Origin of the sequence: Sphingomonas lenta, assembly GCF_002288825.1 — a bacterium.
Classification (GTDB): domain Bacteria; phylum Pseudomonadota; class Alphaproteobacteria; order Sphingomonadales; family Sphingomonadaceae; genus Sphingomonas; species Sphingomonas lenta.
In genome coordinates, this window is record NZ_NSLI01000005.1 from 211,435 (window position 1) to 228,429 (window position 16,995).

The 16,995-nt window shown below is 69.5% G+C and carries 19 protein-coding genes; 4 read left to right on the forward strand and 15 right to left on the reverse strand.

The window, feature by feature from the left end; translation table 11 throughout:
• Positions 1 to 31: 31 nt before the first annotated feature.
• The 4 genes from CKY28_RS16330 to CKY28_RS16345 are packed head-to-tail and all read right to left on the reverse strand — an operon-like array spanning position 32 to position 4,854.
• A complete protein-coding gene (locus CKY28_RS16330; RefSeq protein ID WP_095999441.1) occupies positions 32 to 1,255 on the reverse strand; it encodes a dihydroorotase in 1,224 nt (407 codons plus the stop codon).
• A complete protein-coding gene (locus CKY28_RS16335) occupies positions 1,252 to 2,229 on the reverse strand; it encodes an aspartate carbamoyltransferase catalytic subunit (protein WP_095999442.1) in 978 nt (325 codons plus the stop codon). The genes CKY28_RS16330 and CKY28_RS16335 overlap by 4 nt, the downstream gene beginning before the upstream one ends.
• A gap of 46 nt (positions 2,230 to 2,275) precedes the next feature.
• The gene (locus tag CKY28_RS16340) at positions 2,276 to 3,499 is read right to left on the reverse strand and encodes a glycoside hydrolase family 172 protein (protein ID WP_095999443.1); all 1,224 of its coding nucleotides are present in this window, start codon (positions 3,497 to 3,499) and stop codon (positions 2,276 to 2,278) included.
• Entirely contained in the window at positions 3,496 to 4,854 is a 1,359-nt protein-coding gene (locus CKY28_RS16345) for a M20/M25/M40 family metallo-hydrolase (RefSeq protein WP_095999444.1), read from the reverse strand. The genes CKY28_RS16340 and CKY28_RS16345 overlap by 4 nt, the downstream gene beginning before the upstream one ends.
• A 74-nt stretch (positions 4,855 to 4,928) precedes the next feature.
• Here CKY28_RS16345 and CKY28_RS16350 point away from each other — a divergent pair, with 74 nt between their 5' ends.
• The gene (locus CKY28_RS16350; RefSeq protein ID WP_095999445.1) at positions 4,929 to 5,303 is read left to right on the forward strand and encodes a hypothetical protein; all 375 of its coding nucleotides are present in this window, start codon (positions 4,929 to 4,931) and stop codon (positions 5,301 to 5,303) included.
• Positions 5,304 to 5,310: 7 nt separating this feature from the next.
• Here CKY28_RS16350 and CKY28_RS16355 read toward each other — a convergent pair whose 3' ends face one another.
• The 10 genes from CKY28_RS16355 to CKY28_RS16400 all read right to left on the reverse strand — a co-directional run bounded on the left by CKY28_RS16355 (position 5,311) and on the right by CKY28_RS16400 (position 12,338).
• Complete coding sequence (locus CKY28_RS16355; protein ID WP_095999446.1) at positions 5,311 to 5,934, reverse strand: class I SAM-dependent methyltransferase; 624 nt, start codon at positions 5,932 to 5,934, stop codon at positions 5,311 to 5,313.
• A gap of 156 nt (positions 5,935 to 6,090) precedes the next feature.
• Entirely contained in the window at positions 6,091 to 7,503 is a 1,413-nt protein-coding gene (gene glnA, locus CKY28_RS16360; RefSeq protein ID WP_095999447.1) for a type I glutamate--ammonia ligase, read from the reverse strand.
• Positions 7,504 to 7,626: 123 nt separating this feature from the next.
• Positions 7,627 to 7,965 carry a P-II family nitrogen regulator gene (locus CKY28_RS16365; protein ID WP_095999448.1) on the reverse strand — a complete coding sequence of 113 codons (339 nt, stop codon included), beginning with the start codon at positions 7,963 to 7,965 and terminating at the stop codon, positions 7,627 to 7,629.
• A 150-nt stretch (positions 7,966 to 8,115) separates the two neighbouring features.
• Complete coding sequence (locus CKY28_RS16370) at positions 8,116 to 8,457, reverse strand: ArsC/Spx/MgsR family protein (RefSeq protein WP_095999449.1); 342 nt, start codon at positions 8,455 to 8,457, stop codon at positions 8,116 to 8,118.
• Positions 8,454 to 9,017, reverse strand: a complete 564-nt coding sequence (locus tag CKY28_RS16375) for a DUF7010 family protein (RefSeq protein ID WP_141243971.1) — start codon at positions 9,015 to 9,017, stop codon at positions 8,454 to 8,456. The genes CKY28_RS16370 and CKY28_RS16375 overlap by 4 nt, the downstream gene beginning before the upstream one ends.
• A gap of 120 nt (positions 9,018 to 9,137) precedes the next feature.
• Positions 9,138 to 10,490, reverse strand: a complete 1,353-nt coding sequence (gene accC, locus CKY28_RS16380; protein WP_095999451.1) for an acetyl-CoA carboxylase biotin carboxylase subunit — start codon at positions 10,488 to 10,490, stop codon at positions 9,138 to 9,140.
• A gap of 4 nt (positions 10,491 to 10,494) precedes the next feature.
• Positions 10,495 to 11,013 carry an acetyl-CoA carboxylase biotin carboxyl carrier protein gene (gene accB, locus CKY28_RS16385; protein WP_245841885.1) on the reverse strand — a complete coding sequence of 173 codons (519 nt, stop codon included), beginning with the start codon at positions 11,011 to 11,013 and terminating at the stop codon, positions 10,495 to 10,497.
• A 14-nt stretch (positions 11,014 to 11,027) separates the two neighbouring features.
• A complete protein-coding gene (gene aroQ / locus CKY28_RS16390; protein ID WP_095999453.1) occupies positions 11,028 to 11,462 on the reverse strand; it encodes a type II 3-dehydroquinate dehydratase in 435 nt (144 codons plus the stop codon).
• A gap of 18 nt (positions 11,463 to 11,480) precedes the next feature.
• Positions 11,481 to 11,918 carry an RES family NAD+ phosphorylase gene (locus tag CKY28_RS16395; RefSeq protein ID WP_095999454.1) on the reverse strand — a complete coding sequence of 146 codons (438 nt, stop codon included), beginning with the start codon at positions 11,916 to 11,918 and terminating at the stop codon, positions 11,481 to 11,483.
• 9 nt (positions 11,919 to 11,927) lie between these two features.
• Positions 11,928 to 12,338, reverse strand: a complete 411-nt coding sequence (locus CKY28_RS16400; RefSeq protein ID WP_095999455.1) for an antitoxin Xre/MbcA/ParS toxin-binding domain-containing protein — start codon at positions 12,336 to 12,338, stop codon at positions 11,928 to 11,930.
• An 87-nt stretch (positions 12,339 to 12,425) separates the two neighbouring features.
• Here CKY28_RS16400 and thiS point away from each other — a divergent pair, with 87 nt between their 5' ends.
• On the forward strand, positions 12,426 to 13,436 hold the full coding sequence (thiS, locus tag CKY28_RS16405) for a sulfur carrier protein ThiS (protein WP_095999456.1): 1,011 nt from the start codon (positions 12,426 to 12,428) through the stop codon (positions 13,434 to 13,436).
• Here the strand turns inward: thiS and CKY28_RS16410 are convergent.
• Positions 13,397 to 13,954, reverse strand: coding sequence for a class I SAM-dependent methyltransferase (locus tag CKY28_RS16410; protein WP_217989604.1), 558 nt, complete (start codon positions 13,952 to 13,954; stop codon positions 13,397 to 13,399). The two genes, thiS and CKY28_RS16410, sit on opposite strands and share 40 nt — an antisense overlap.
• Positions 13,955 to 14,271: 317 nt before the next feature.
• Between CKY28_RS16410 and CKY28_RS16415 the strand changes: the two genes are divergently transcribed.
• Positions 14,272 to 15,384 (forward strand): isovaleryl-CoA dehydrogenase, encoded by a 1,113-nt coding sequence (locus CKY28_RS16415; protein WP_095999558.1) that lies wholly within the window; start codon positions 14,272 to 14,274, stop codon positions 15,382 to 15,384.
• Positions 15,381 to 16,982 (forward strand): carboxyl transferase domain-containing protein, encoded by a 1,602-nt coding sequence (locus CKY28_RS16420; RefSeq protein ID WP_095999458.1) that lies wholly within the window; start codon positions 15,381 to 15,383, stop codon positions 16,980 to 16,982. The genes CKY28_RS16415 and CKY28_RS16420 overlap by 4 nt, the downstream gene beginning before the upstream one ends.
• Positions 16,983 to 16,995: the final 13 nt, after the last annotated feature.

A 16,995-nucleotide genomic window follows, 5' to 3' on the forward strand; every position in this document is an offset into this window, starting at 1 on the left:
CCGCATCTACGATGCGGGAGAGGAATTCTGATCAGATGACCTCGCGGCCGCCTTTCCATAGCCGGAGAGCGCGGCCCTGGACGGGCAACCCGTCGAACGGCGTGTTGCCCGCCATGCCGGCGTAGACTTCCGCGTCCACCCGCCATGGCGCGTCGGCGTGGAAGAGCAGCAGGTCGGCGGGCTTGCCCGGCTCCAGCGTGCCCGCGTCCAGGCCCAGCACGCGTGCCGGCTGGCTCGCCAGCAGCGCGAAGAGGCGGGGGAGCGTGACGCGGCCGTCTCTCCACAGCGCGAGCGCGAGCGCGAGCAGCGTCTCCGCGCCGGCCGCGCCCGCTTCCGAATCGGCGAAGGGGAGGCGCTTGGCCTCGGGTCCCTTGGGCTGGTGGCCCGAATGGATCACGTCCACCGTCCCGTCCGCCACCGCCGCCAAGCACGCCTGCCGGTCAGCCTCGTCGCGCAAGGGCGGCGAGAGGTGCGCGAAGGAGCGGAAGCCGCTGAGTGCGATGTCGGACAGGAACAGGTGCGCCGGGCCGACGCCGCAGGTGACCCGCACGCCCCGCCGCTTGGCCGCGCGGACCAGGTCGAACGCGGCGGCCGTGGTGACCTGGCGCAGGTGGAGCCGCGCGCCCGTCTCCTCGGCGAGCAGGAGGTCGCGCGCGACCGCCAGCGCCTCCGCGACCGCGGGCGCGGCGGGAAGGCCGAGCCGCGTCGCCGTCTCCCCCTCCGTCGCGACCGCGCCCGCGGTGAGGCCGCCGTCCTCCGGGTGGCTGACGACGGCCATGTCGAGGTCGCGCGCGTAGAGGAGCACGCGGCGCATCACGTTCGAATCGGCGATCCAGCGCGCGCCCGTGCCCGCCGCCTTGGCGCCCGCCGAGCGGCAGAACGCCAGCTCCGCCAGTTCCTCGCCCTTGAGCCCCCGCGTCGCGGCGGCGATTGGGTGAATCCATAGGTCGGGCTTGCCGATCAGGCTGGCGCGCTGGACGACGCCGGGGTCGTCCAGCGGCGGCGATTGGTCCGGCATGAGCCCTACGCGCACGATCCCGCCCGCCCGGAACGCTGCGCGGTCGATCGCGAAGACGCCGAGGTCGACGATGCCGGGCGCGAGGTGCTTGCCGCCGCAGTCCACGACCGCCGCGCCGTCGGGCACCGCCACCGTCCCGAACGCCTCCACCGCGCCGTCGCGGACGAGGAGCCCGCCCTCCCGCTCGCCCTGCACCGGGCAGACCAGGCGCGCGTTGAGGAAGGCGACGGCGCTCACGCCCAGCCCTCCACGCCCCGCGCGCGGCGGGTGAGCACGTCGAGGCACGCCATGCGGACGGCGACGCCCATCGCGACCTGCTCGGTGATCGCGGACCGCGGGCCGTCGGCGACGCTCGAGTCGATCTCGACGCCGCGGTTCATCGGGCCGGGATGCATGATGAGCGCGTCGGGCACGCGGGCGAGGCGCTCGGGCGTCAGGCCGTAGCGGAGGCGATACTCGCGCGGGGAAGGGACATAGGCGCCGTCCATGCGCTCGGTCTGTAGACGGAGCATCATCACCACGTCCGCCCCCTCCAGCGCCGCGTCGAAATCGGTGAAGGGCTGGACGTACATGCGCTCGACCTGCGCCGGCATCAGCGTGGAGGGCGCGCAGACGCGCACCTCGGCGGCGAGCGCCGTCAGCGCCAGGATGTTGGACCGCGCCACGCGGCTGTGGAGGAGGTCGCCGCAGATCACGACGCGCTTGTGCGCGATGCTGCCGAGCCTGCGCCGGATGGTGAGCGCGTCGAGCAGCGCTTGCGTGGGATGCTCGTGCCGTCCGTCGCCCGCGTTCAGCACAGGGCAGTCGACCTTGTCGGCGATGAGCTGCACCGCGCCCGAGCTGCCGTGGCGGATGACGAGCACGTCGGCGCGCATCGCGTTCAGCGTCTGCGCGGTGTCGATCAGCGTCTCGCCTTTCTTCACTGACGATTGCGCGGCGTGCATGTTGACCACGTCCGCGCCGAGCCGCTTGCCCGCGATCTCGAACGACAGGAGCGTGCGGGTGGAGTTCTCGAAAAAGGCGTTGATCTGCGTAAGCCCAGCCAACCGCCGGTCCGGCGGGGAGGCAGGCGCATCCACCCACCTCTCGGCCTCGTCGAGCAGGAACCGGATCTCGTGCGGCTGTAGCCCCTCGATGCCCAGCAGGTGGCGATGGGGGAACACGGCCCCGCCCTGGATCATGGACGCGGGGCGGTGGTCGGAGCCGATCATCGGGAGCGCGGGGTAGCGGGGGTGCGGGAAGGGGGCAAGCGGCCCCTTACTGGTCCTGCCTCGGCTTGGGCGGGGGAGGGCGCCGTATCACCGCCATGCGCTCCGCGGGCGCGGTGATCGCGGGCAGGCCGTTCTCCGGCCGGTCGAGGTAGAAATACGCGACCGCGGCCACGTCGTCGCTGCGATAGTAGTTGGTGTGGCCGTCGGGCAGCGACGGGTCGTCGAGCTTCTTGCCGTTGGTCAGCAATTGCTGGAAGTTGTTGCGCGATCCGGGGTCGATCGTGACCGGGATCAGCGACGCGCCCTTCTTCTGCAGGCCCTGGACGATCGCCTTTCGCGCGCCGCCCATCTGCTGGAGCGAGACCTCGACGTCCTGCCTGAACCAGACGGGATCGGGGACGTGGAAGCGGTAGAACGTCCAGCGGCCCTCGCCTTCCCAGGTCGCGATCGGCGCGCCTTGATAGCGGTGCGCGTAGGCACCCTGGCCCCAGGCGGTGCCGATATAGTCTTCCGTCCCCGTGCCGACGAGCGTGGGGGCATCCGTCCGGTCGCCGTCGAGCGCGATCTTGACCTCGCCCTCACCCCACCAGGTCTTCTCATAAACGGGGTTGGTGAGCACGGTGACGCTCGTCCCCAGAAAGCGCCCGCGGCCCCGGATGCGCGGCAGGATGCGGAAGTCGCGGCCGAGCGCGGTCGCGCGGTCGCGGCTCCACCAGGCGTGGAAGTAGAGCGCGTTGTCCGGCTGACGCTCCACCTCGCGATAGTTCACGTCGAAGAAGATGAGGTTGACGGGCTTGCCGGACCCGTTCGTCACCACGATCCGCGCGCCGCGCCGGAACGGCATGGTGGCGTAGGATACGAAGGACCGCGCCTCGGGGCTGGCGAAGAGCGCGGTCTCCATCGCCGTCATCTCGCCCGCGCCGTGGAGGAAGAAGTCGCCCAGCGGCGCGGACACGGCGGGCGTGGCCGCGCCGTCCCAGAACATCTGGAGGTGCAGGCCGCGCAGCGCCTCGGGCGAGCGGTCCTCGATCGTCATCCAGATGCGGTCGATCACGCCCGCGCCCTTGATGTCCGCCAGCGTGTGCGAGCCGCCGACCGGGATCGTCTCGAACGCGTGGCCTTTGCCGCCGCGGTTCTCGCGCGCGCCCTGGCCCTTGGCGCCCGTCGGGTTCTCCGGGCTGATCCAGCGCGTCCGCTCGCCCTCGGGCGGGGCGAGGTGCAGGTCCTGCGCCTGCGCCGCGAGCAGGGCGGCAAGCAGGGCCCCGATCATCGGCCGGCTCCCGCGCGCTGCGTCGGCCCGCGCCGCTGCTTCGACAGGCGCGCGATCAGCACCGCGCTCCGGAGCGCCTGGCGCTGTATGGAGTCCAGGTCCGCCCACTCGCCCTCGGCGTGCGCGCCGCCGCCCGACATGCCCAACCCGCCCAAGGTCGCCACGTCCGCCGCGACGAAGCCGGAGTCGGCCGCGCCGCGTTTGGCGGGGTCGAGCTCGGGCATCTCGGGAAGCCCCAGCTCGCGGTTGACGGCGTTCAGCTCGGCGAGCAGCGCGCGGTTGCCTTCCGACGGTGCCATGGCCGGCATGGTGTTCGCGAAGGTGAGCGTCGCGCCCGTGCCGGGCAGGTGCTGCTTGACGATCGCCTCCATCTTGGCCCGGATCCGCGCGTCCTGTTCGGGGGTGAGCGTGCGCAGGTCGCCGCGCGCCACCGCCTCCGAGGGGACGATGTTGGTCTTGCCCGTCGCGGTGGCGGTCTCGCCCGCCGCGTCCAGCCTGGCGGGCGTGCCGCCGGCGAGCACGCCGACATTGTAGGTCGCGTACTGCTCGGGCAGCTCGCGGCGAAAGGCGTCGAGGATGCGCGCCATCTCGTACACCGCGCCATAGCCCAGCCCCGCGCCGAACACCTGGCTGGAATGGCCCGTCTTGCCCGTCGTGCGCAGCTCCCAGTTGCCGCCGCTGCGCCGCGCTACCGTGCCGTAATCCCGGCCCTGCTCGACCGCCAGGTTCTCATATTCCAGCGCGGCGTCGGCGTTGCGGCCCGCCTCGATCAGGTCGCGGCGCGCGAGCTCGAGCGGCTGGCCCGTGCGCTCCTCGTCGCCCGTCAGCACCACGGTCACGTCCGCCCCCTTGAGCGTGCCCGCCGTCCGCATCGCCCGCAACGCCGCGACGATGACGACCAGCCCGCCCTTGTCGTCGCCCACGCCCGGCCCGACCGCGCGCGAGCCAGCCCTTGTGAAGCGCTGGAACGGCGAGCTGGGCTCGAACACGGTGTCCAGGTGGCCGATCAGGAGCACGCGCTTGCCGCGGCCGTTTCCCTTGTGCGTCGCGATCAGGTGCCCGGACCTACCCGTCGCCGTCATGTCGACCCAGCGGACCTGAAAGCCTAGCGGCTCCAATTCGGCGCGCATCATCTCGCCCACCGCCCTTACGCCCGCGGCGTTCAGCGTGCCGGAGTTCTGGTTCACCATCCGCTCGAGCAGCCGGACGTGCCGCTCCTGCTCGGCGGCGATCGTCGCGCGGGCGGTCTCGGTCGCGCGGTCGGCGGCGAGCGGGGCACCCTGCAAAGTAGTACTTTGCGGGGACCCCAGGGCGGGCGTGGCGAGGAGGGCTAGGGCGAGAAGGGCGATGCGCATGGCCGCAGCATAGCGCTGCGTTTAAGCCGCTGGAAAGGAACATACATCATCGTTGCGCGCGGGGAGGACGAGCTATGTACACCATCACGGCCGATCCCGGCCGCAAGCTGATCACCATCGCGCTCCAGGGCATGCTCACGCCCGAGCAGGTCGCGGCGCTGTACCGCGACGAGCATCTCGCGATCCAGCGGATGGGGTGCCGCGTCGGCGAGCACCTCGCGCTGGTCGACCTGACCGGCTGCCCGCTCCAGATCCAGGACGTGGCGAGCGCGTTCCAGCGCGCGATGGACGGACCCGGTAAGGCGCGACGGCTGGCGCTGTTCACCGGCAGCTCGCTCGCGCGCATGCAGATACGCCGCATCATGCGACGCTCGGACGCCGCGCTGTTCGAAACGCGCGCTGAGGCGGAAGCCTGGCTGTTCGCGGACGACGCGCGAGCCGCGGCTTAGGCCGGCGCTAGCGCTTCGTGCGGCCGGTCACGACCACCAGCGGATCGGACCGAGACCCGTCCGCCAGCACGCGCGTTTCGATCGTGTCGAACCCCGCGCGCTCCAGGTAGAGTGCGAGGAGCTTGGCATGCCCGGCCATGTCGAGCGCGCGCCAGATCGCGACCGCCTTGGTCGGGAAGCAGCGGTTGGAGTAGCTGACCGCGAACGGTGCGCCGGGGCGGAGCGCGCGGGCGACCTCGGCGAACACCTCGACCGGGTGCTGGAGGTACTGCGCGCCGACGCAGCAGAGCGCGGCGTCGAAGCTCGCGTCCGGCAGCGGCAGCGCGGTATCTTGGTTGAGGTCCTGGATGAACCAGCGGGTGAGCCGCGGATTGGCGGCGAGCTCTTGCCGGTTCATGCCGTGGCCGACCACCTCGCCCAGCGCGAGGTCGTCCGGCAAGTGGCTGACCCAGCTCGACATGAGGTCGAGCACGTCCGACCCCGGCGCGATCAGCTCGCGATAATAGCTGGTAAGCGCCGCGACCGCGCCCTCGTCGATGTGGTGGACGAGGCGGGGCGGGGCGTAGAAGTCGAGGTCGGGGGTCGCGTCCTGCTTGGCGAAGGCGTGGGGCGGGAGTTCGGGGAGGAGCATGGGCGGGGAACGCTCTCGGTGCGGGGGCGGTCCCTGTGGGTCCTGATCCGGGGGGGTCGCGCGGCGAAGCCGCGCCGTCGGTCGAGCTTGGCAGCTACGCCGGCCGGGCTTGGGCGTCTCGCGGCTAGCTTGCGCTAGCCGCGTGCGCCCTGCGCCTCACCCACTGTAGTACATATCGAACTCCACCGGGCTCGGCGTCATCTCCCACCGGGCCACCTCCTCGTACTTCAGCTCAATATACGCCTCGATCTGATCCTTGGAGAACACGTCGCCGCGCAGCAGGAACTCGTGGTCCGCGGCGAGCGACTCCAGCGCTTCGCGCAGCGACGCGCAGACGGTGGGCACGTTCGCCAGCTCGGCTGGCGGCAGGTCGTACAGGTTCTTGTCCATCGCCTCGCCGGGGTGGATCCGGTTCTGGATGCCGTCCAGGCCCGCCATCAACAGCGCGGCGTAGGCGAGGTACGGGTTGGCCAGCGCGTCGGGGAAGCGGACCTCGACGCGCTTCGACTTGGCGCCCGTGCCATAGGGGATGCGGCACGAGGCCGAGCGGTTGCGGCTGGAATAGGCCAGCAGCACCGGCGCTTCGTAGCCCGGCACCAGCCGCTTGTAGCTGTTCGTCGACGGGTTAGTGAACGCGTTCAGCGCCTTGGCGTGCTTGATGACGCCGCCGATGAAGTAGAGGCAGGTGTCGGACAGGCCCGCATAGCCGTTGCCCGCGAACAGCGGCTCCTTGCCCCGCCAGATCGAGAAGTGCGTGTGCATGCCCGATCCGTTGTCCTCCTTGATCGGCTTGGGCATGAACGTGGCCGTCTTGCCGTAGGCGTGCGCGACCTGGTGCACGACGTACTTGTAGATCTGCATGCGGTCGGCCGTCTGCGTCAGCGTGCCAAAGGTCAGCCCCAGTTCGTGCTGCGCCGCCGCGACCTCATGGTGGTGCTTATCGCAGGGCAGGCCCATCTCGATCATGGTCGAGACCATCTCGCCGCGGATGTCGACCGCCGAGTCCACGGGCGCCACGGGGAAATAGCCGCCCTTGGCGCGCGGGCGGTGGGCGAGGTTGCCGCCCTCATACTCGCGACCCGTGTTGGTCGGCAGCTCGATGTCGTCGATGCGGTAATAGCTGGTCGAGTATGAGTTCTCGAAACGCACGTCGTCAAACATGAAGAACTCGGCCTCGGGCCCGACATAAACGGTGTCGCCGATGCCCGTGCTGCCCAGATACGCCTCCGCGCGCTTGGCCGTCGAGCGCGGGTCGCGGGCGTAGAGCTCGCCGGTCGACGGCTCCACCACGTCGCAGAACAGGATCAGCATCGGCGTCGCCGAGAACGGATCCAGATACGCCGCGTCGAGATCCGGCTTCAGGATCATGTCCGACTCGTTGATCGCCTTCCAGCCGGCGATCGACGAACCGTCGAACATCAGGCCATCGGTCAGCGCGTCCTCGTCGATGACCGACGACACCATGGTCAGGTGCTGCCACTTGCCCTTGGGGTCGGTGAAGCGGAGGTCGACCCACTCGATCTCCTCGGCCTCGATGCGGTTCAGAATGTCCTGCGCGGTGTTGGGCATTTCAGCTTCCCTCTGGTCCGTCATGCTGAACTTGTTTCAGCATCCATGTCTCGAATATCGAATGTGGTCATGGTCGCGCGCTGGACCCTGGAAACGAGTTCAGGGTGACGCGCTACGTGCGCGTCAGATCGCGTCCTCGTCGCGCTCGCCGGTGCGGATGCGGAGCGCGCTCTCGACCGCGGTGACGAAGATCTTGCCGTCGCCGATGCGGCCCGTCTGCGCGGCCTGCGCGATCGCCTCCACCACGCGCGGCGCGATCGCGTCGGACACGACCACCTCCAGCTTCACCTTGGGCAGGAAGTCGACGACGTACTCGGCGCCGCGGTAGAGCTCGGTATGGCCCTTCTGCCGGCCGAAGCCCTTGGCCTCGGTGACGGTGATGCCGGACACGCCGACCTCGTGCAGCGCCTCCTTCACCTCGTCGAGCTTGAAGGGTTTGATGATGGCTTCGATCTTCTTCACGTGCGTGCGTCGCTCCCGCAGTCGGCTCAGTAGCTACGCGGCGCGCGATGCAGCGACCGTGCCAAGCGGGCGCGCCGCCGGAAACCGTTCGTTAACTTCCGATAGGAAGGCGTGCGCTGCCCAAAAAACAGGCAGTTCAAGCGGTGCTGCCTAACGCGGCGGCAGCAGATCGCGCACCCGCTCGGGCGGACGGCACAGGCGCACGCCGCGCGCGGTCTCGACCAGCGGGCGCTCGATCAGGCGGGGATCGGCGACCATGGCGTCGAGCACCGCCGCGTCGTCCGCGTCCGTCGGCACCACGTCCTTCGCCTCCGGCCGGAGCGCGTCGCGTGGGCGGAGACCGGCGCGACCGAGGAGGCGGGCGAGCTCGGCGCGGTTGGGCGGATCGGCGAGGTAGTCGACGACGATCACCGCCGCGCCCGCCTCCTGCAACAACGCGAGCGCCGCGCGCGATTTGGAGCAGCGCAGGTTGTGGAGGATCGTCGCCTTCACGCGCGGCGCATGAAAGCGAGCGAGTAGATGTACGCCAGCACCACCGCGCCGCAGATCGCGCTGCCGGTATAGGGCTGCGGCACGAACGCGTACGCCGCGTAGCAGGCAATCGTGCGCCCGATCGCGTGGCGCAGGCCCACGGGATCGTCGGCGGTCCAGCCCCACGGGATCCAGATCAGCCCGGCGGCGATGGCGGGATAGAGCACGAGCAGCGTCGGCCGGCCCGGCGCGCCGATGAACGCGATCGGGTAGAGCGCGGCCACGAACAGGATGCATTGCAGGAACAGCTGCGTCAGCGGGTTGTCGCGTCCCGCGAAGAAGTCGTGGCCCCGTACACGCGCGATCAGGATGGCGAGCGGCACGATGAGGCCCGTGCCCCAGAGCACCGCATAGGCGAACGCCGTGGGCGACAGGAACAGCCCCAGCACCGCGCCGATCGTCCATAGGATCAAGCCGGACAGCGGCATCGACCGGGTATCGCCGGAGCGGATCGCGGTCTGGAGGTCGGACAAGGGCCGAGCGGCGTAGCTCCCCCGCGTCGATGACGTTGAACTGGCCATGCTTTCCCCCTCCGTCACCCCGGACTTGTTCCGGGGTTCATCGTTGTGCGTACGTTCCGACGGCGGTGTTCGCACGCCGATGGACCCCGGAACAAGCCCGGGGCGACGGACAAAGAGTGGTTAGCCGGCCTGCTCCGCCAGCCACGCCTCCAGCCACTTGATCGTGTACTCGCCGCGCTGGAACTCGGGATCGTCGATCAGCGCCTGGTGGAGCGGGATGGTGGTCTTCATCCCCTCGATCACGAACTCCTCCAGCGCGCGGCGCAGGCGGCGGATGCAGCCTTCGCGGTCGCGGCCGTAGACGATCAGCTTGGCGATCATCGAGTCGTAATAGGGCGGGACCTTGTACCCCTGGTACAGTCCGGAATCGACGCGGACATGCATGCCGCCCGGCGCGTGGAACAGCTTCACGAGGCCGGGCGAGGGGGCGAAGGTGCGCGGGTCCTCGGCGTTGATGCGGCACTCGATCGCGTGGCCGCGGAACTCCAGATCCTCTTGCGTCACCGAGAGGGGATGGCCTTCGGCGACGCGGATCTGCTCGCGGACGAGGTCGAGGCCGGTGATCATCTCGGTGACCGGATGCTCGACCTGGAGGCGCGTGTTCATCTCGATGAAGTAGAACTCGCCGTCCTCCCACAGGAACTCGATCGTTCCCGCGCCGCGATAGCCCATGTCCGCCATCGCCTTGGCGACGACGCCGCCCATGCGCTCGCGCTCGGCCGCGCTGATGACGGGGGAGGGGGCCTCCTCCAGCACCTTCTGGTGGCGGCGCTGGAGCGAGCAGTCGCGCTCGCCCAGATGAATGGCGTTGCCGGCGCCGTCGCCGAAGATCTGAAACTCGATGTGCCTGGGATTGCCCAGGTACTTCTCCATGTAAACGGTGTCGTCGCCAAACGCGGCCTTGGCCTCGGAGCCGGCCTGCTGCATCAGCGTCTCGAGCTGGTCCTCGGCTGGCACCACCTTCATGCCGCGCCCGCCGCCGCCCGCCGCCGCCTTGATGAGCACGGGATAGCCGATCTCGGCCGCGAGCTTCTTCGCCTCCTCGACGTCGGTGATCGCGCCGTCGGAGCCGGGCACGAGCGGCAGGCCGAGCGCGCCCGCAGTGCGCTTCGCCTCCACCTTGTCGCCCATGACGCGGATGTGTTCGGGCTTGGGGCCGACGAACAGGATGTTGTGGAGCTCGACGATCTCCGCGAACTTGGCGTTCTCCGACAGGAAGCCGTAGCCGGGGTGGATCGCGTCCGCGCCCGAGATCTCGGCCGCCGAGATGATGTTGGGGATGTTGAGGTAGCTGTCGGTCGCTTGCGGAGGCCCGATGCAGATCGCTTCGTCGGCGAGGCGCACGTGCATCGCATCGGCGTCGGCGGTCGAGTGCACCGCGACCGTCTTGATGCCCATCTCATGGCAGGCGCGGTGGATACGCAGCGCGATCTCGCCGCGGTTGGCGATCAGCAGCTTCTTGATCTGTCGCAAGGCTTTACTCGACGACGATCAGGGGTTGATCGAATTCGACGGGCTGACCGTTCTCCACGAGGACGGCGACGACGGTGCCGGCCGCGGGCGCGGTGATCGGGTTCATGACCTTCATCGCTTCAACGATCAGCAGCGTGTCGCCCGCCGCGACCTTGTCGCCGACGGCCGCGAACGGCTTCGCGCCCGGCTCGGCCGCCAGGTAGACGGTGCCGACCATCGGCGAGCGCACGGCGTTGGCGTGGTTCGCCGTCGCGGGCGCGCCGACCTCCGCCGGAGCGGGTGCGGCGGTGGTCGCCGGCAGGGCTGGCTGGAGCGGGGCGGGGGAGGGCTGCGCGTAGTGCACCGCCGGCGCGGCGTTCACCGCGGCCGCCTTGCGCGCGACGCGGATGCGGCGGTCGCCGTCCTCCACCTCGATCTCGGTCAGTTGGGTGGCGTCGAGGATGCCTGCGAGCTGGCGGACCAGCTCCACGTCGACCTGCATCGCCCCTTCGGCCCCCTGTTGGCCATCGGTCGTATCTGTCATGGCGAGCGTCCCTGTCAGAGTCGGGCCGCGGCTTCAAGCGCGAGCAAGTAGGACAAGGCTCCGAAGCCCGCGATCGTTCCCCTGGCGGCCTGGCCGACGAGGCTCCTGTGCCGAAAGGACTCGCGCCGATGCGGGTTCGACAGGTGCACCTCGATCACGGGCGTCACGACCGACTTGATCGCGTCGTGCAGCGCGACGGACGTGTGCGTATACGCCCCCGCGTTGAGCAGCACCGCCTTAGCTTGGCGAGCCTGCGCCTCGTGCAGCCAGTCGACGAGGTGCCCCTCATGATTGGACTGGCGCATGTCGATCGCGAGATCGAGTTCGCGCGCCCGATCCTCCAGCATCCCCGCGATGTCGTCCAGCGTGTCGGTCCCGTAGATCTCCGGTTCGCGGAGCCCGAGCAGGTTTAGGTTGGGGCCGTTTAGGACGAAGATGGTGTCGGGCATGGCGCAGCGATAGCGCGGTCAGCCGCGCCCGAACAGCCGCGCGTCCCAGGGCCAGCGCGCCGCCTGTACGATCCGGACGCGAGCGGCGTCGGGGTGGAGCGGGTTGAGAAGGTAGTTCCAACTAGCCGGAGCGATGACGGATGGCACGCGGGCGAGCGGGGTCGTAGCCGCGCGTAGGAAAGCGTCGCCCCAATCGGCGGTGAACGGCGCATCATGCTGGTCTTGTCCGGCAGGCCAATCGGTGATCGCCAAGTCGTCCGGCGCCTCGACTTCGAGAAGCTGGTACGGCGCAGGCCGGACGGCGCGGTGCTGATGGACGAGCACCTCCAGCAATGCGAGCGCGCTTGAGTCGGCGGCGTACACGATCGGGCGACCGGCATGGTGCCAGCGTCCGCCGACAGTCAGGCCGCCGACGCCGTCGAGGGTCAACCAGTCCGATATGCGCCAGAGCCGCAAGGGCGCAGCTCAGGCGAGCATGCCGTGCCGGAAACGCTGGAGCAGGTTGATGACGAGCTCGCTTCCCGAATAGCTCCGCATCAGCTCGATGGGCGGCGTGCCGTCGAAGTCGAACTGCGGCGCGCGAAGCCATTCCATCGCATAAGCACGGTCGCCGAACACCTGCGTCGCCAGCGCGAGCACCTCGGCGAAGCGGGCCAGGCGGTCGCTCTCGTCCAACGACAGGCGGGCGTCGTCGGCCAGTCTCCGGTCGAGCGTCCGGCGAGTGCCCACAATGCCGACTAGATCGGCGATAGTGACGACTTTGCCGTCCGCCACGGCCCGAAGCGCGCTGACGGGCAATCCCTTCTGAACCTCCCGCACACGGGTGAGCGGGGGAGCCGCAAGGAAGCGATCTACCGAAAAAGCCGATGTTGCCATACGGCAGAGACTTAGTAGGCAAACGGCAAAGGGTCAATGTGCGCTGCAAGGGTTCAACAAACGGCCGATTGCGCCTAGATCGCCCGCATGACCTCAGGCATCGACGGCACCGTCTCCATCACCGTCAACGGCGAGCACAAGCGCGTGAGCGCCGGGCTGACGCTCGCGCAGCTCGCGACCGACCTCGGACTGGTGCCCGAGAAGGTCGCCGTCGAGCGCAACCTGGAGGTGGTACCGCGGTCCACGCTGGCGCAGGTGCCGGTGGAGGACGGCGACGATATCGAGATTGTCCACTTCGTCGGCGGCGGCGATCACCAGCGGGCGGTCGACGCCGACACCTGGACGGTCGCGGGCCGCACCTTTCGGTCGCGGCTGATCGTCGGCACGGGCAAGTACAAGGACTTCGCGCAGAACGCCGCCGCCGTGGAGGCGAGCGGCGCGGAGATCGTCACGGTCGCGGTGCGCCGCGTCAACGTGTCGGACCGCAACGCGCCGATGCTGACCGACTATATCGACCCGAAGCGCTACACCTATCTGCCCAACACCGCGGGCTGCTTCACCGCCGACGACGCGATCCGCACCCTCAGGTTGGCGCGCGAGGCGGGCGGTTGGGACCTCGTCAAGCTGGAGGTACTGGGCGAGGCGCGCACGCTCTATCCGGACATGCGCGAGACGCTGAAGGCGACCGAGGTGCTGGTCCGCGAGGGCTTCAAGCCGATGGTCTATTGCGTCGACGACCCCATCGCGGCGAAGCAGCTGGAGGAGGCCGGCGCCGTCGCGATCATGCCGCTGGGCGCGCCGATCGGCTCGGGGCTCGGCATCCAGAACCGCGTCACCATCCGCTTGATCGTGGAGGGCGCAAAGGTCCCCGTGCTCGTCGACGCGGGCGTGGGCACCGCGTCGGACGCGGCGGTGGCGATGGAGCTGGGCTGCGACGGCGTGCTGATGAACACCGCCATCGCCGAGGCCAAGGACCCGGTGATGATGGCCGCCGCGATGCGGATGGCCGTCGAGAGCGGCCGGCTCGCCTATCGCGCGGGCCGCATGGGCCAGCGCCGCTACGCCGATCCGTCGAGCCCGCTCGCCGGGCTGATCTGACGCCGCGCCAGGTACACGGTCGGGCCGTCAGCGATCGGGTGGCCGAGCCAGACCTGCTCGACCGCGCAGCCCTGCATGGCGAGTAGCGACGCATACTCCTCGCGCAAGAGACTCGCGTGGAACAGCGGCTCGCCCTCCCACTCGCCCATCGCGATCCCGGCCGCCGGTCCCGCGGTCCACATCAGTGGCGCGCCCGGCGCGAGGTGCGCGGCGAGGCGCGGCAGCGTCGTCCGCTGATCCTCCTCGTCCAAGTGGAAGAAGCTATGCCAAGCGAGCACCGCGTCGAAGCACCGCCCCAGGTTGAGCGTGCGCATGTCCGCCTCGATCCACTCCGCCCCCGACAGCGCCGCTTCTGCAGACGCCAGCAGCGCGGGCGCGACGTCCACGCCCGTGACGCGGAACCCGCGCCGGACCAGCTCCGCCGCGATCGGCCGCCCGTTGCCGCAGCCCACGTCCAGCACCGCTGCGCCCTGCGGCAAGCCCTCTGTCAGCCGGTCGAGCCATGCGCCTTCCTGCAACTTATCCCCGCGTGCTTGTTCCCACGCACGCGCATGTCGTTGATATAGTTGCGGTATGCTGGCCGCAGCGGGATTTTTATCGCTGTTCGGGAACATTGCGCGCCCTTTCACGTTCACACATGATAACGCATGTCGATCTTGTTCGTCGCGTACCGATGGCCGCTCCGGGTGACCGGGGCGGCCTTTCTTTCAGCCGACCTTGACGCGCGCGCACGGATGTTCAACCGGGCCTTCATCGCACCACCCGCGGGCCACACGCGGGGTCTTGGAGAGCAGGTTTGAGCGACTTCGATTTCGGCCTCGGCGAGAACGCTGAGATGATCCGCGACACCACCCGCCGCTTCTCGGAGGACAAGATCGCGCCTTTGGCGGCGAAGATCGACGCCGACGACTGGTTCCCGCGCGACGAGCTCTGGCCCGCGATGGGCGAGCTGGGCCTGCACGGCATCACCGTCGAGGAGGAATGGGGCGGGCTAGGGCTGGGCTATCTCGAGCACGTCGTCGCCTGCGAGGAGGTGGCGCGCGCGTCCGCGTCGATCGGCCTCTCCTACGGCGCGCACTCCAACCTCTGCGTCAATCAGATCCGCCGCTGGGGCAATGACGAGCAGAAGGCGAAGTACCTCCCCAAGCTCATCAGCGGCGAGCATGTGGGCTCGCTCGCCATGTCGGAGGTGTCGGCGGGCTCCGACGTCGTCTCCATGAAGCTCAAGGCCGACGCGGTGCAGGGCGGCTATGTGCTGAACGGCACGAAATTCTGGATCACCAACGCGGCGTACGCCGACACGCTCGTCGTCTACGCCAAGACGGGCGAGGGGAGCCGCGGCATCACCGCCTTCCTGATCGAGAAGGACATGCCCGGCTTCTCCATCGGGCAGAAGATCGACAAGATGGGCATGCGCGGCTCGCCCACCTCCGAGCTCGTCTTCAACGACTGCGAGGTGCCCGCCGAGAACGTCATGGGTCCGGTCAACGGCGGCGTCGGCGTGCTGATGAGCGGCCTCGATTACGAGCGCGCGGTGCTGGCCGGCATCCAGCTCGGGATCATGCAGGCCTGTCTCGACGTGGTCGTGCCCTATATCCGCGAGCGCAAGCAGTTCGGCAAACCCGTGGGCGGCTTCCAGCTGATGCAGGCCAAGGTCGCCGACATGTACGTCGCGCTGAACTCGGCGCGCGCCTATGTCTACGCCGTCGCGCGCAACTGCGACCAGGGCAACACCACGCGCTTCGACGCGGCGGGCGCGATCCTCTACGCGTCCGAGAGCGCGGTGAAGGTGGCGCTCGAAGCCATCCAGGCGCTGGGCGGCGCGGGCTACACCAAGGACTGGCCCGTCGAGCGGTTCCTCCGCGACGCCAAGCTCCTCGACATCGGGGCGGGGACCAACGAGGTCCGCCGCATGCTGATCGGCCGCGAGCTCATCGGCGCGCAATGACCGCGCCCATTCTCGACACCAAGCTCTCGCCCGAGAGCGAGCCGTTCCGCACCAACGCCGCCCACAACCGCGCGCTCGTCGACCAGCTCCGTGCGGACGTGGCGCAGGCCGCGCTAGGCGGCAACGAGCGGGCGCGCGAGCGGCACACCAGCCGCGGCAAGCTCCTCCCCCGCGACCGCGTCGAGCGGCTGCTCGACCCCGGCTCGCCTTTCCTGGAGATCGGCCAGCTCGCCGCCAACGGCCTCTACGACGACGAGGTGCCGGGCGCAGGCATGATCGCGGGCGTCGGGCGCGTGTCCGGCCGGCAGGTCATGATCGTCTGCAACGACGCGACGGTTAAAGGCGGCACCTACTTTCCCGTAACCGTCAAGAAGCACCTGCGCGCGCAGGAAATCGCCGAGCAGAACCGGCTGCCCTGCGTCTACCTGGTCGACAGCGGCGGCGCGAACCTGCCGCACCAGGCGGAGGTGTTCCCCGACCGCGACCATTTCGGCCGCATCTTCTTCAACCAGGCGAACATGTCGGCGCTGGGCATCCCGCAGATCGCCTGCGTTATGGGGTCCTGCACCGCGGGCGGCGCTTATGTCCCCGCCATGTCCGACGAGACGGTGATCGTCCGCGAGCAGGGCACGATCTTCCTCGCCGGTCCCCCGCTCGTGAAGGCGGCGACGGGCGAGGTGATCTCCGCCGAGGAGCTGGGGGGTGCCGAGACGCACGGCCGGCGCTCGGGCGTCGTCGACCACGTCGCCGAGAACGACGAGCACGCACTGACGATCGTCCGCGACATCATCTCCACGCTCCAGCCGCCCCGCCAAGCGGACGTAAACCTGCGCGAGCCGCGCCCACCCAAGTTCGCGCCGGAGGAGCTGTACGGGATCATCCCGAACGACGTCCGCGCGCCCTACGACGTGCACGAGGTCATCGCCCGCATCGTCGATGCTTCCGAGTTCCACGAATTCAAGTCGCTGTACGGCGCGAGCCTGGTCTGCGGCTTCGCGCACATCCACGGGATGCCCGTCGCGATCCTGGCGAACAACGGCGTCCTCTTCTCCGAGTCCGCCCAGAAGGGCGCGCACTTCATCGAGCTCGCCTGCCAGCGCCGTATCCCGCTGCTGTTCCTCCAGAACATCTCCGGCTTCATGGTCGGCGGCCGCTACGAGGCGGAGGGCATCGCCAAGCACGGCGCGAAGCTCGTCACCGCCGTCGCCACCGCGAGCGTGCCCAAGATCACCGTGCTGATCGGCGGCAGCTTCGGCGCGGGCAATTACGGCATGTGCGGCCGGGCCTACAGCCCCCGCTTCCTCTTCACCTGGCCCAATAGCCGCATCAGCGTCATGGGCGGCGAGCAGGCGGCGAGCGTGCTCGCCACCGTCCACCGCGACGCGGAGCGTTGGACGCCCGACGAGGCGGAGGCGTTCAAGGCCCCGATCCGCCAGAAGTACGAGGACGAAGGCAACCCTTATTACGCCACCGCGCGCCTGTGGGACGACGGCGTGATCGACCCCGCGCAGACGAGGGACGTGCTGGGCGTTGCGTTCGCGGCGACGCTGAACGCGTCGGTGCCGGAAACCCCGCGCTTCGGCGTGTTCCGGATGTGATGCGAAGGAGGAG